This window comes from Actinomadura xylanilytica, from assembly GCF_030283145.1.
GTDB lineage: Bacteria > Actinomycetota > Actinomycetes > Streptosporangiales > Streptosporangiaceae > Spirillospora > Spirillospora xylanilytica.
Genome location: NZ_JASNWE010000006.1, coordinates 92,217 through 105,890 on the forward strand (window position 1 = coordinate 92,217; position 13,674 = coordinate 105,890).

General features: G+C 69.5%; 13 protein-coding genes. 9 read left to right on the forward strand and 4 right to left on the reverse strand.

The features are described from left to right. Positions 1–114: 114 nt before the first annotated feature. Entirely contained in the window at positions 115–942 is an 828-nt protein-coding gene (locus QP090_RS34660) for a DUF4253 domain-containing protein (protein ID WP_285943962.1), read from the forward strand. Between the two features lie 30 nt (positions 943–972). On the opposite strand, the gene QP090_RS34665 is transcribed toward QP090_RS34660, so the two are convergent. Next, on the reverse strand, positions 973–1,584 hold the full coding sequence (locus QP090_RS34665) for a TetR/AcrR family transcriptional regulator (RefSeq protein ID WP_285943963.1): 612 nt from the start codon (positions 1,582–1,584) through the stop codon (positions 973–975). 65 nt (positions 1,585–1,649) lie between these two features. Here QP090_RS34665 and QP090_RS34670 point away from each other — a divergent pair, with 65 nt between their 5' ends. Continuing rightward, positions 1,650–2,795, forward strand: a complete 1,146-nt coding sequence (locus QP090_RS34670; protein ID WP_285943964.1) for an acyl-CoA dehydrogenase family protein — start codon at positions 1,650–1,652, stop codon at positions 2,793–2,795. Between the two features lie 455 nt (positions 2,796–3,250). On the opposite strand, the gene QP090_RS34675 is transcribed toward QP090_RS34670, so the two are convergent. Further along, the gene (locus QP090_RS34675; protein WP_285943965.1) at positions 3,251–3,811 is read right to left on the reverse strand and encodes a TetR/AcrR family transcriptional regulator; all 561 of its coding nucleotides are present in this window, start codon (positions 3,809–3,811) and stop codon (positions 3,251–3,253) included. A 154-nt stretch (positions 3,812–3,965) separates the two neighbouring features. Between QP090_RS34675 and QP090_RS34680 the strand changes: the two genes are divergently transcribed. The 3 genes from QP090_RS34680 (at position 3,966) to QP090_RS34690 (ending at position 6,541) form a co-directional block, all read left to right on the forward strand. Further along, on the forward strand, positions 3,966–5,405 hold the full coding sequence (locus QP090_RS34680) for an MFS transporter (RefSeq protein WP_285943966.1): 1,440 nt from the start codon (positions 3,966–3,968) through the stop codon (positions 5,403–5,405). Then, positions 5,402–6,208: an SDR family NAD(P)-dependent oxidoreductase gene (locus QP090_RS34685; protein ID WP_285943967.1), complete on the forward strand. Its 807-nt coding sequence runs from the start codon at positions 5,402–5,404 to the stop codon at positions 6,206–6,208. The genes QP090_RS34680 and QP090_RS34685 overlap by 4 nt, the downstream gene beginning before the upstream one ends. 66 nt (positions 6,209–6,274) lie before the next feature. Beyond that, positions 6,275–6,541, forward strand: coding sequence for a transposase (locus QP090_RS34690; RefSeq protein WP_285943968.1), 267 nt, complete (start codon positions 6,275–6,277; stop codon positions 6,539–6,541). A gap of 272 nt (positions 6,542–6,813) precedes the next feature. Here the strand turns inward: QP090_RS34690 and QP090_RS34695 are convergent, their stop codons facing one another. Beyond that, a complete protein-coding gene (locus QP090_RS34695; protein WP_285943969.1) occupies positions 6,814–7,305 on the reverse strand; it encodes a winged helix-turn-helix transcriptional regulator in 492 nt (163 codons plus the stop codon). Positions 7,306–7,523: 218 nt separating this feature from the next. Between QP090_RS34695 and QP090_RS34700 the strand changes: the two genes are divergently transcribed. Beyond that, positions 7,524–8,930: an MFS transporter gene (locus QP090_RS34700; RefSeq protein ID WP_285943970.1), complete on the forward strand. Its 1,407-nt coding sequence runs from the start codon at positions 7,524–7,526 to the stop codon at positions 8,928–8,930. Positions 8,931–9,053: 123 nt separating this feature from the next. Then, positions 9,054–9,788 carry an SDR family oxidoreductase gene (locus QP090_RS34705; protein ID WP_285943971.1) on the forward strand — a complete coding sequence of 245 codons (735 nt, stop codon included), beginning with the start codon at positions 9,054–9,056 and terminating at the stop codon, positions 9,786–9,788. Between the two features lie 183 nt (positions 9,789–9,971). On the opposite strand, the gene QP090_RS34710 is transcribed toward QP090_RS34705, so the two are convergent. After that, complete coding sequence (locus tag QP090_RS34710; protein ID WP_285943972.1) at positions 9,972–10,853, reverse strand: alpha/beta fold hydrolase; 882 nt, start codon at positions 10,851–10,853, stop codon at positions 9,972–9,974. A 380-nt stretch (positions 10,854–11,233) separates the two neighbouring features. Here QP090_RS34710 and QP090_RS34715 point away from each other — a divergent pair, with 380 nt between their 5' ends. Next, a complete protein-coding gene (locus QP090_RS34715; RefSeq protein WP_285943973.1) occupies positions 11,234–12,418 on the forward strand; it encodes an acyl-CoA dehydrogenase family protein in 1,185 nt (394 codons plus the stop codon). Positions 12,419–12,459: 41 nt separating this feature from the next. Further along, positions 12,460–13,644, forward strand: coding sequence for an acyl-CoA dehydrogenase family protein (locus QP090_RS34720; protein ID WP_285943974.1), 1,185 nt, complete (start codon positions 12,460–12,462; stop codon positions 13,642–13,644). Positions 13,645–13,674: the final 30 nt, after the last annotated feature.

Here is a 13,674-nt window from a genome sequence, read left to right on the forward strand (position 1 = left end):
GATCATCGGCCGGAGGCCGAACATGGCTGCGGGTCCCCCTGGCGCCGCCGACGCCGTTACCATCTCGGAGTGCCAAGATCCCGTTGGCACGATCTGTACCGGAAACGGCGTGAGATGGATGACCTCGAGGTCCGGCGGCACCTGCCGGGCAACCTGCCGCAGCTGTTCGCCGACGACGTCGAGCGGACGCTGCCGGTGCCGCTGCCCGAGGGCGACGTGGTGTGGCCCGATCCCGGCTATCCGCAGCGGCAACTCCTCATGCGTCCCGCGTTCTGGGTGAGCGACCAGCCGGTGCGCGGCGAGCTGTGGGCCAGGATCCGCGCCGAGCACGGCCGGTCCGGGCTGTGGCCGCTGCTGCTGGACGACTCCGACCAGCCGTGGGCCGCGGGCCAGGTCGCCCCCGAGCCGGTGGCCGACATCGGGAACTACGCTCCCACGGCGTTCATGTCCGAGGTGTGGGCCGACTGGGCGGAGCAGGCGGCCGACGCCGACCATGACGACCTGGCGCCGTACGGGCGGCACTGCCCCGGCCCCGCGCCGCGCGGGTCCAAGATGGACGACCCGGACGCCATGGCCGGCCGCTACGCCCGCACCCTCGCCGCACGCGGCCTGTCCCTCGGGCTGGCGGCGGTGGACCGCGGCGCCGACGCGCTGGCCGCCGTGGGCTGGCAGGGCGCGCTGAACCACAACGAGTGGACCGCGCCCCTCGCCGCCGTCGTGCGGAGCTGGGAGGACCGCTTCGGGGCCCGCGTCGTCGGACTCGGCTTCAACACCCTGGAGCTCAGCGTCGCCGCCCCGCCGGTGACGATCCGGCATGCCACGCACGTGGCGGCCGAGCACTGGGCCTTCTGCCCCGACATCCTCTTCCAGGGCCCCGGCACCCTCGCCGGCTACGCCGAGGAGATCCGTGGCAAGACCTGGTGGTCGTTCTGGTGGGACTGACCGCAGGGACCGTCCGCACGGCGGGCGGGGTCAGCCCTGATCGGCGGCGCGGACGATCCGCAGCGCCAGATGGGCGTTGAGGGCGCCGATCTCCTCGGGTGAGGTCGGGCCCTCGGGGCGGTACCAGCGGCAGACGTCGATGGCCAGGGACGCCAGGGCGCGGCTGGTGCCGGCCACGTCGGCGACGTCGAACTCGCCGGCGGCGGCGCCAGCCTGCACCTCGTCGTGGATCAGCGCGCGCACGCGGCGGCGCCGGACGGCGATCTCGCGGGCGTGCCCGGCCTCCAGCGCGCCCAGCTCGTTCTGGATGACGCGGGCGGCCCGGTGGTGGCGGGCGTGCCAGCGGGCGAAGGCGTACATGAGGGCCCGGAGCCGGGCGGGGTGGCCGGTGACGCCCGCCAGCGAGTCCTGGAGGGTCTCCAGCACCGAGTCGTGCACCAGGGCGGCGATCTGGAACAGCAGGTCGGTCTTGGTCCGGTAGTGGACGTAGAGGGCGCCGGCGCTCATCCCCGCGCCCGCCGCGATGTGCCGGGTCGAGGTGCCGTGGTAGCCGAGCTCGGCGAACGCGTCGACGGCGGCCGTCAGCAGCCGCCGGGACGCCTCGGGCGTGACGGCGGCCCACATCGCGTCGCTGGGGCTCACCCGGCCATCCTAAGCGATCGCTCAGTAGACTGGCGGGCAGTTCGCCAGATCTCAGGAGGAACCGCATGCGCCGCACCGTCTACGAGGCCGATCACGAGCTGTTCAGGGCGTCCGTCCGGGAGTTCATCGACCGCACGCTGCGGCCCCTGGACGAGGACATCCGTACTGAGCGAATGCTCAGGCGCGAGGTGTGGCTGGAGGCGGGCCGCCAGGGGTTCCTCGGCATGCAGGTGCCCGCGGAGTACGGGGGCCAGGACGCCGGCGACTTCCGGTTCAACGCCGTCATCGGCGAGGAGCTGGCCCGGGTCGCGGCGGCCTACAACTCGATCGTCAGCATCCATGTCGACGTCTGCGCCCCCTACCTGCTGGAGCTGGCCACCGAGGAGGCCCGCAAGCGGTGGCTGCCCGGGTTCTGCACCGGCGAGCTGATCACCGCGATCGGGATGACCGAGCCGTCCGGCGGATCGGACCTGGCCGCGCTGAAGACCACGGCGGTGCGCGACGGCGACTCCTGGGTGATCAACGGGTCCAAGACGTTCATCACCAACGGCGGCCACGCCGACCTGGTCATCGTGGCGGCCAAGACGGCCCCCGAGCGCGGCGCCAAGGGCATCACGCTGTTCGGGGTGGAGGCCGGCACCCCCGGGTTCACCCGCGGCACCAAGCTCGACAAGGTGGGGCAGCCCGAGGCCGACACCTCCGAGCTGTTCTTCGACAACGTCCGCGTTCCCGCCGCGCATCAGATCGGGGAGCTGGACCGGGGTTTCGTCCACATGATGGAGCGCCTCCCCCAGGAGCGGCTGTCGTGCGCGGTCGCCAACGTCGCGCACGCGCGCGGCGTGCTGGAGGAGACGGTCGAGTACGTCAAGCAGCGCACCGCGTTCGGGCAGCCGATCGGCGGCTTCCAGCACAACAAGTTCCTGGTCGCCGAGCTGATCACCAAGCTCGACGTGGCGCAGGCGTTCACCGACCAGTGCCTGGCCGCGCACGTCGGCGGCGAGCTGAACACGGTCGACGCCTCCAAGGCCAAGTGGTGGACCTCCGACGCGCAGAACCAGATCATCGACGGCTGCGTCCAGCTCTTCGGCGGCTACGGCTACATGCGCGAGTACCGCGTCGCGCGGGCCTGGATGGACGCGCGCGTGACCCGCATCTGGGCCGGCTCCAACGAGATCATGAAGGAGATCATCGGCCGGTCGGCTGGTCTCTAGCCTGACCTGTATCTTCATGGACTCGCTAGTGCCGCCCGCAAACATCAAGTTAGCGAGCTTCATGCTCGCTCCATGCGTGGCGACGAGTGGAGATTCGTGCAGGCGACCCTGTGCGGAGTGACGTAAATGACGCCACCCGCAGTTGCCTGCCTCGTGCCTGACGGCTTCGAGACGATGCCAGCGGCACTCCGAGTACCGGCCACCGCTCGCAGCCAAGACATGAACCGAGACGGAGCCGGCCAGCTACTCGCAGCCGGCCCGTAGCTGATCCGGAGCGGTCGGCTCTCCCTCCACCCGAAGGGGGGACCGCTCACACCCGGCCGAGGAAAGTTCCACCCGTATCGGCGTGCGGCTGCAAGTGCAGAGCGAGATGCACCGCACAGAGAAGCGTGGACGACCCGGCCGGAGTCGTCTCGCCGATGGGCGCGAAGCCTCGCAGACGACCTTGTAGCTGGTCAGGACGACACGACCTCTTTGGCCAGACGTACTGCCGCCGTCGCGACTCTGCGCTCCTCGGCAATGCCGCAGTCTGGGGAGTAGAGGCCGTTGATGATCAGCAGGATCCGGTCGACCAGCTGGTCCGGGTCGGCCGTGGAGGTACGCGTGGCCAGGTCGCGGAGCTGGTTGCGGACCATCTCGAGGTGCTCGATGACGAACCGATGTGCGGGATGGTCGCGGTCGGGGTACTCGGCGAGGGTGTTGCGCAGGCCGCAGCCCCGGGTCCCGGGCACACTGTCACCCACGACGCGCACCAGCTCGACGAGCTGCTCTTCCGGCGTCGCAGCGGCGGCGAGCGCGCGGGCGAGCGTGGCGTTCCAGTGGGTGCTGCCCCGCTGCAGGTAGGCCACCACCAGCTCGTCCTTGCTGCTGAACTCGCGGTAGAGCAGGTTCTTTCCGCAGGCCGCCTCGTCGATGATCCGCTGCATGCCCACGGCGTGCACGCCGTATCGATCGAACAGGTCGGTCGCAGCGTCCAGGATGCGTTCGCGCGTCAGAGGTGAGGGCCTTCGGGCCATGCTGACACGGTAGCAGACCGATCGGTCCGTTGGATCATCCCTGTTGACAGGGCGGCACTCAAGCAAGAACGATGCACTCAGAGCGTGGACCGATCGGTCCGCCATCATGGGACCGATCGGTCCACCAACAACGGTTCGGGAAAGGCCTTGCTGAATGGACACCAAGACCGCGCTATCCGACAGGCCCGGCACCGACGTGCCGTACCCACGCCGGTGGGCGGCGATGGTCGTACTGATCATCGCCTTCATGCTGGACCTGCTGAACGTCACGATCGTGAACGTCGCGCTGCCCGCCATCCAGCAAGATCTGCGAGCCGATCCCACCGACCTGGAGTGGATCTCGGCCGCCTACCTGCTCGCCTTCGCCGCGGCGCTGATCACATTCGCCCGGGTCGGCGATCTCCTGGGCCGCAAGCGGGTCTTCCTGTGCGCGGTGGCCGCCTTCGCCGTGACCGGCCTGTGGTCCGGCCTCGCGAACAACGTGGAGATGCTGATCATCTCGCGCGCGGCTCAAGGGCTGGCCGCCGCCGCGATCGCCCCGCAGGTGATGAGCATCCTCTACAGCATGTTCAGCGGACGCGAGCGGGGCACGGTCTTCAGCATGTTCGGCCTGGTCTCCGGGGTCGCCCAGGCGGGTGGGCTGGCGCTCGGCGGCGTGCTGATCACCGCGGATCTCGGCGGGCTGGGCTGGCACATGATCTTTATGGTCACCGTGCCGGTCGCCGTCGTGCTGGTCGCCCTGGGTGCATGGCTGGTGCCCGAGAGCCGGGTCGCCGGCGGAGTGCGCCCCCGGTGGCTCGCCGCCGGAGTGCTCACCGCCGGGCTGGTCGCCATCGTGTTCCCGCTCCTGGAGGGCCGCACCTTCGGCTGGTCGGCCTGGATCTGGATCTGCCTGATCGCGGGCATCGTGGCCGTGGCCGGACTGGCCGTCATCGAGAATCGTCGTCCGGAGCGCAGGGCGGGCGCACTACTGCCCATGGAGTTGTTCCGCAAGCGGGTCGTCACCGCCGCGCTGGCCGTCGAACTGGTCGCCTTCGCGGCTTTCAGCGGCTTCAATCTGGTGACCCTGGTGTGGATGCAGAGCGGTCTGGGTTATTCGGCCCTCGACGCGGGGCTGGTCTCCATCGCGCTCATCGCCGGAGCCCTGCTCCTGACCTCATTCGTCGGCCGTCTCACCCACCGCTTCGGCTACCGCGTGATCCTGGTCGGCTCCCTCGCGGGCGCGGCGGGCAGTGCCGCCGTGCTGGTCGCCGCCGAGTCCGGTTCGGCCGACACGACCGGTTGGGCCCTGGTGCCCGGCCTGTTCCTGCTCGGCGTCGGGACGGTCCTGATCATGCCACCGCTCACCACGATGTTCCTCGCGGCCGTCCCCGTCGAGCACGCCGGTTCCGCCTCGGGCATCTGGAGCACCGGCCAGCAGTTCGGCGCCACGCTGGGCGTCGCCGGCGTGGGCACCGTCTTCTTCGCGGCCGCGGACGACGGCGGCTACGGCTCCGCGATATCGGTCGCCATGTACGTCATCACAGCGGCCCTGGTTCTCGCAGCCGGGCTCACCTTCACCCTCAAGTCACGGTCACAGGGAGAGAGAGCATGAAGAACATCGTCATCCCGGGCGGCACCGCCGGTCTGGGGAAGGCACTCGCCCGTACCTATATCGAGCGCGGCGACAACGTCCTGGCCATCGGCCACGACCCGGCCAACGGGGAGAGGTTCGTCAAGGACGGCGGAGAGTTTCTTCTGGCCGACCTCAGCCTGATCGGCGAGAACAAGCGGGTCATCAGGGAGATCGCGACCCGGTTCTCCTTCATTGACGCGCTCGTCCTGTGTACCCGTTTCTTCCGTTCGCACCGCCGCGAGACCTCAGACGGCTTCGAGCACCAGTTCGCCCTGTACTACCTCAGCCGCTATCTGCTCGGGCACGGCCTCGCCGGCCTGCTGGACAAGGCCCCAGGGCCGGTCATCGTGAACGTCGCTGGGCCGGGCGTGCCCGTCGGGCGGATCCACTGGGACGACCTCGAGCTGAAACGCGGTTACGACGGTTTCGAGGCCCTGCTCCAGGGCGGCAAGCTCAACGACCTGCTCGGCGTCTCCTACGCCGACGCTCACTCCGGCAGCCGGATCCGCTATGCGCTCGTGTTCCCCGGCAATGTGGCGGGCAACCTCGCGGGAGAGTTCGATCCGAAGACGGCGGCCCAAGTCGAGCGGATGAAGGCCGGTGGACTGCCGGTCGCGGTGGGCATCGCCCCGATCGTCGACATCATCGACGGCCCGCCGGACGAACCACTGAGCGCATTCTTCGAAGGCCGGCGGCTCAGCCTGACCGGCCCGTCCTTCGACCGGGGCGACGCGACACGATTGGAGTCCATCACCAAAAGGCTCCTGGGCGAAGGAGGCTAGAGAGGTGAACCGGACCTTTCGGACAGGTCCCCAACTAAAATGGGGGAGAACCGAAAGGGAAGGTCGTTGGCACGACAGAGGCGGCATTTCATCCAGGAGCACAAGGACGAGATCGTCCGCATGGTCCTGGACGGCCCGCACCCCATCGCCCATGTGGCCTGTGAGGTCGGTATCCACGACACCGCCTCGGGTAACCGGGTCAGGGACTACCGCAGACGGCACGGCGGCGACGCGTCGACGGGAAGCACCGGCGGCGAGAAGAATGCAGTACATCGAGGGCTTCCACAATCGACGCAGGCTTCATTCCGCGAACAGGTATCGGACCCCTCTTGAGGTGTACACCGAGTACCTGAACCGGCAGCAAGCAGCGTAGATCTGCCCGCAGATCACCCATCAGCCAGCTGTCCGGAAGACGCGGGCCCCTCAGGTCCGGAGAGCAAGTGATCTACGGGCAGTGCATCTGGGCCGGCTCCAACGAGATCATGAAGGAGATCATCGGCCGCGACGCCGGGCTCTGAGCCGCACCGCGCCCGGCCGGTCGGCCATCGGCGTCCTTCCGCCCGCACACGTCGCGGAGCGTCCCGCGCTTCGCGCGCTTCGGCGCGTCAGGCGGGGCGGTCCTCGGTGCCGGCCCGGGTGCGGCGCGGGTCGGGGAGCCGGCGCCCGCGCCGCACCTCGGCGTCCGCGGCCGGCCGCGTTTCGCCGCACCGTTCGCATTCCATCTTCAACATGACCCGCCCACCGCAGCCCACGTGCTCGTAGAAGACCGACCGGTCCTCCGGCGGCGCCCAGCTGTCGCCCCATTCTGTGAGCGCGACGATGACCGGTTGCAGGTCCCGGCCTTTGCGGGTCAGCACGTACTCGGCGCGCCCGCCGTCGGCATCGGGCCGCAGCTCGAAGATCCCGGCCTCGACGAACTCGCCCAGCCTCTTGGCCAGGATGTTCGACGCGATACCCAAATTGCGCTGAAAATCCATGAAGCGAGTCATTCCGGAGAACATCGAATTCCGAATGATCAATAGGCTCCACCGTTCGCCAACGATCTCCAGCGTCCGCGCCACAGAACAGGCCTGACCTGAATAAAGGCGTCCCAGCATGAATCAATGCTGACACACCACCTTGTATGATGCAAGGGATTATACTAGCGTGACGCAAGTGAGTGTGCGCCACATCGCGGCCCCTTTCGCGCGGGACGGAACCATTCGAACGCCGTTCCGGGAGCCGGACCTTCCACACCGGCGGCGCCTTCCCGGGCACGAAACGTCGATAAAGATCATCAAACGGGCAGAACCTCTGTAGGAGGGACCACGGCGTCATGACGACGACCACGGACGCACCGGCACGATTCACCGGCCGACAACGGATGACCGTAATCCTGCTGCTCGGCGCGGGGTTCATGCTCTCCGTCGACTACTCGATCCTGAACGTCGCGCTGCCCCGGCTGGGCGCCGGCGTCGGCCTCGCGCCGTCCGAGCTGCCGTGGGTGGTCTCGGCGTTCGCGCTGCCGGCCGCCGGGTTCACGCTGCTGTTCGGGCGGATCGCCGACATGTACGGCCGGCGCCGACTGTTCCTCATCGGCGTCACACTCCTGGCCCTGTCGTCCCTCGTCGGCGCGATGGCGACGAACCCCACGATGCTGCTGACCGCCCGCGTGCTCCAGGGCTTCGCCACCGCGATCGCCACGCCGGCGGCCCTGGCACTGCTGGTCACCTCGTTCAGCGACGAGAAGCAGCGGGCCCGGGTACTCGGGCTCAACGGCGCGCTGCTGTCGGGCGGGTTCACCGTCGGCGCGCTGGTCGGCGGCACCCTCGTGGGCGTGCTGAGCTGGCGCTGGGCGTTCCTGATCAACGTGCCGGTGGCCGTGCTCATCCTGGTGGCCACGCCGTTCCTGGTGCGCGCGAGCAGCGCCCCGGCGGGCGTCAGGCTGGACGTGCCGGGCGCGGTCACGGTGACCCTCGGCCTGCTGGCGTTCGTCTTCGGCGTCATCAACGAGAACGTGTACTCCCTGCTCGGCGGGGTGGCGCTGCTGGTGATCTTCTGGATGATCGAACGGCGGGCGCGGGCGCCGCTCGCCGCGGTGGACATCCTGACCAGGCCCACCATCAAATGGGGCAACGTCGCCGGCCTGGTGGTGTTCGCGATGGAGCCCGGAGCCATCTTCCTGATGACGCTGTACCTCCAGGACGTGCTGCACTTCGCGCCGCTGACCACCGGGCTGATCTTCGGGGTGCCCGGCCTGGCCTCGGTCGTCGCGGGCGTGGTCGCCGGCCGCTTCATCGCCAAGTACGGCCCGCGCAAGGTGCTGGCCGTGGGGCTGCTCGGGCAGGCCGCCTTCACCGCCCCGCTGATCGCGCTCGGCACCGGCCAGGTGTGGCTCTCGGTGCTGATCCCCGCGCTGTTCTTCGGGTTCTTCGCGCACGTGACGGCGATCGTGTCCTTCATGGTGACCGCGACCACGGGCCTGCCCGACTCCGAGCAGGGGCTGGCCACCGGCCTCGCCACGCTGACCCAGCAGGTCGGCATCACCATCGGCGTCCCGATCCTGTCCGCGGTCATGACGACCCAGGCGGTCATGCTCGACGGCCTTCACCTGGCACTCGGCGTCAACGTCCTGATCACCGTGGTCGCCACGGCGCTCATCTGGATCGGGCTGCGCCCCCGGATCCAGCCCGCCGCCGGCGACGCGGGCGCGCGCGACACGCTCGAGGCGAGCGCAGGATAGGAAGGCCCCGGGCCGGGCGGTCCGGCGGACGCCTGCGGTCCGCCGGACTTCGCACGTGCAGAGAAGACATGCCCCTTCTTTCTGGGATGGACTTGCTCCAGCTCCCAAGCAGGAAGGCAGGTTATGTCGAAGCTCAACGGAAAGGTCGCGGTGATCACCGGAGGCACCTCCGGGATGGCGCTGGCGACCGCCGGGCTCTTCGTCCGGGAGGGCGCCCATGTCTTCGTCACCGGCCGGCGCAAGGACAGGCTGGACGAGGCCGTCGCCGCGATCGGCCGGAACGTCACCGGGGTGCGGGGCGACGTCGCCGACCTGGACGATCTGGACCGCCTGGTCGAGGCCGTGGCCGCGGAGAAGGGCCGGGTCGACGTCCTGTTCGCCAACGCCGGCGTCAGCGTCCATGGCGAGCCGCTCGGCACGGTCACCGAGCACTCCTTCGACAGCGTCTTCGACGTGAACGTGCGCGGCACCCTGTTCACCGCGCAGAAGCTGCTGCCGCTGATGGCGGACGGCGCCTCGATCATCCTCACCGGCTCGGCCACCGCGGTGAAGGGCTTCCCCGGCAGCCTGGTCTACAGCGCCAGCAAGGCCGCGCTGCGGTCGTTCGCGCGCACCTGGACCGCGGACCTGAAGGACCGCCGCATCCGGGTCAACCTGCTCAGTCCGGGCCCGATCGACACCCCGGCGACCGAGGGCGTCCCGCCGGAGTTCAGAGAGCGCCTCATCGGCATGCTGCCGAGCGGGCGCTTCGGTGCCGACACCGAGGTCGCGACCGCCGCGCTGTTCCTCGCGTCCGGTGACTCCGCCTTCGTCACCGGGACCGAGCTGTTCGTGGACGGCGGCATGGCCCAGGTCTAGCCCGTGTTTCAAAGCCCGGCCCGGCGTCCTCGCCTGGCGGCTCGGACGCCGACCTGGCTTGGGCGAGGAGGCCCGCTGCACCTCGCCTGGCGGCGCGGGGCAGGCGGGCCTCCGCCGCCCCGGACCGGGCGTGCGGGCCTCCCGGCGGTGAACGCCGGGAGGCCCGGTCCGCCTTCGGCGGCGCTACGCGACGCAGTTCGCGAGTGCCGGCGACGGCGCGGGAACCCCGGCCGGGCCGAAGAAGAGCTTCGCGCAGTCGATCACGAACTGCGGGTTCTCCTCCTGGGGCCAGTGGCCGGCGTCGGGGACCACCACGCCGCGCACGTTGCCCGCCACGTGCCGGAATGACTTCGCGACGTCCAGGGCCAGCATGTGCTCGCCCCCGATCGCCAGCACCGGCTGGCTCAGCCGCTTGGACTCGGCGTTCGCCCGGATGTCCTCGGCGTTCGCCGCCCACGAGCGGTAGATCTTGTATCCGGCGCTGCGGCGGGCCGGGTCCATGTACGCGTCGATGTAGTGCTGGATGTCGATCCGCTCGGGGTGCCGGGCGAACTTCCGGAAGACGTTGCCGTGGAACATGGCGACGCTCGCGTCGGTGATGATCTCCTCGGGGACCGGATGGGGCTCCATGTTCAGCAGGAAATGGAAGTCCTTGCCGTACAGGTCCTCCAGGCCGAACCCGTTCAGCACCGAGTCGAGCACGACCAGGCGGGTCACCTCCCCCGGGTGGTCCCGGGCCCAGACGTAGCCCGTCACCGCGCCCTGGTCGTGCGCCAGCAGCTTGACCTCGCCGAAGCCGAGCCGGTTGAGCGCGAGGTGCATCCGCGCGGCCTGGGTCTTGGTGTCGTACCCGTCCGCCTGGACCGAGGAGTCCCCCATGCCCGGCATGTCAAAGGCGATCACCGTGTGGGTCCGGGCCAGCTCGGGCATGACCTTGCGGAACTCCCACCAGGTCTCCGGCCAGCCGTGCATCATCACCAGGGCCGGGCCCGTGCCCCCGATGACGTAGTGCAGGAAGCCGTCGTCGATCGGGACGGTCCCGTGCAGGAAAGACGGGTCGAACACCGCTGGACCTTCCAATGGTTCAGGCTCGACCGGCATGCCGAACTCCCTCTCTCGCGGGGTTACAGGGCAATTGCACCATATCCACAAGGCGGATTCGGCCGTTCTTTCAGGATGCTCGATCCACCAGGCCGCGTTCCGTGCACCGCACCGTGGGCCCCGGAGTCCCCCGACCATTCACCGGGTAGACGTGAATCAAATACAGACCCGAGCAATTTGGGAGATGTGCTCGACTCCGGCCCATGTCAAGGTTGGCACGACTGGTGAGGCGGGCGCCCACGAGAACGGCGGGGCGGTCCAGTCGAACGCCTTTGTCCGAACCGCCGCCAGCGCGGAAGTCCCATCCATTTTCACTGTCCCTGCGATCTCACCGAGGAGCACAGATGACGATCATCGAGGCGCCGCCGCGGCCCGACCTCGTCGGCCGGGCGACGGAGCTGGTCGACCTGATCCGCAAGCACGCCCCATGGCAGGAGGAGAACCGGACCCTGCACGAGGAGGTCCTCCGCGGGCTCGTGGACTCCGGTCTGCTGAGGATGACGGTTCCGGCGCACTTCGGGGGCAGCGTGCCGGACGCGCGCACCGTGTGCGACGTGGTCGCCGAGCTCGGCCGCGGCGACGGCTCCGTCGGCTGGACCATGAGCACGTGGACGATCGGCGCGTGGATGGCCGGGCTGTTCCCGGACGAGGCGCAGGACGAGATATTCGCCGACCCGGAGGTCCGGATCTGCGGCTCCATCGGCCCGAACGGGCTGGCCGTGCCGACCGACGGCGGCTACGTCCTCAACGGCAAGTGGCACTTCAACACCGGCAGCCCGCAGAGCCAGTGGGCCGTCCACGCCTCGCTGATGGAGACGGGCGACGGCCAGATCGCCCCGGCCACGATCGCGGTCCCCATGTCGGAGCTGACGGTCGTCGACGACTGGCACACCTCGGGCCTGCGCGCCACCGGCAGCGTGACGACCATCGCCGAGAACCTCTTCGTCCCGCAGGCGCGCGTCCTGCCGATGCTCCCGGTGATCCTCAACAACCAGCACCTGTCGGAGCGGAACGCCGACTACCAGGCCTGGCGGATGCCGTTCCTGCCGTTCGCGGTCGCGGTGGCCGGCTCGCCCGCGCTGGGCATGGCGCAGGCCGCCCGGGAGGCGTTCTTCGAGCGGCTGCCCGGCCGCAAGATCACCTACACCGGCTACGAACTCCAGGTCGAAGCACCCCTCACCCACCTCCAGGTCGCCGAAGCCGCCGTCAAACTCGACGAAGCCGAGTTCCACCTGAACCGCCAAGCCGAACGCCTCGACACCAAGGCCCAGAACGGCGAAACCTGGACCCTGCAAGAGCGCGCCCTCGCACGCATGGACGCCGGCGCCGTCTGCCAGCGCGCCAAGGAGTCCGTCGACGTCCTCAACACCGCCAGCGGCGGATCGTCCATCTACTCCCACGTGCCGATGCAGCGCATCGAGCGGGACGTCCAGGCGATCAATCTCCACGGGGTCATGCACCCGAACACCAACGCGGAGACGTACGGGCGCGTGCTGTGCGGCCTGGAGCCCAACACCGACTTCCTGTAGACGCCGCCCGACCTCGAACCAACGCTGAGCGAGGAGCACAAATGACGAACACCGAGGCCCCGCCGCGACCCGACCTCGTCGGCCGCGCGGCAGAACTGGTCGGTCTGATCCGCAAGCACGCCGGATGGCAGGACGAGAACCGCGTCCTGCACGACGAAGTCCTCCAGGGGCTGGCCGACACCGGTCTGCTGAAGATGCGGATCCCGGTACGCTACGGCGGCTACGAGTCCGACACCCGCACCGTGTGCGACGTGGTCGCCGAGCTCGGCCGCGGCGACGGCTCCGTGGGGTGGACCGTCAGCACCTGGATGATCGGCTGCTGGCTGGTCGGGCTGTTCCCGGACGAGGTCCAGGACGAGGTCTTCGCCGACCCGAACGTGCGGATCTGCGGCAGCGTCAGCCCGAACGGGATGGCCGTGCCGACCGACGGCGGCGTGACGCTGAACGGCAAGTGGCACTTCAACACCGGAGCGCCGCAGAGCCAGTGGGACGTCCACTCCGTGCTGCTGGCCACCGACGACGGCAACTACGTCCCGGCGGCGGTCGTGGTCCCCATGTCGGAGCTGACGGTCGTCGACGACTGGCACACCTCGGGCCTGCGCGCCACCGGCAGCGTGACGACCATCGCCGAGAACCTCTTCGTCCCGCAGGCGCGCGTCCTGCCGATGCTGCCCGTGCTCCTCCAGGGGCAGCACCTGTCGGAGCGGAACGCCGACTCCCCGGTGTGGAGGACGCCGTTCCTGCCGTTCGCGGCCACGGTGGGCGCCTCGCCCGCGCTGGGCATGGCGCAGGCCGCCCGGGAGGCGTTCTTCGAGCGGCTGCCCGGCCGCAAGATCACCTACACCGGCTACGAACTCCAGGTCGAAGCACCCCTCACCCACCTCCAGGTCGCCGAAGCCGCCGTCAAACTCGACGAAGCCGAGTTCCACCTGAACCGCCAAGCCGAGCATCTCGACACCAAGGCCCAGAACGGCGAAACCTGGACCCTGCAAGAGCGCGCCCTCGCACGCATGGACGCCGGCGCCGTCTGCCAGCGCGCCAAGGAGTCCGTCGACGTCCTCAACACCGCCAGCGGCGGATCGTCCATCTACTCCCACGTGCCGATGCAGCGCATCGAGCGGGACGTCCAGGCGATCAACCTGAACGGGATCATGCACCCCGACACCAACGCGGAGACGTACGGGCGCGTGCTGTGCGGCCTGGAGCCCAACACCGACTTCCTGTAGACGCCGCCCGACCTCGAACCAACGCTGAGC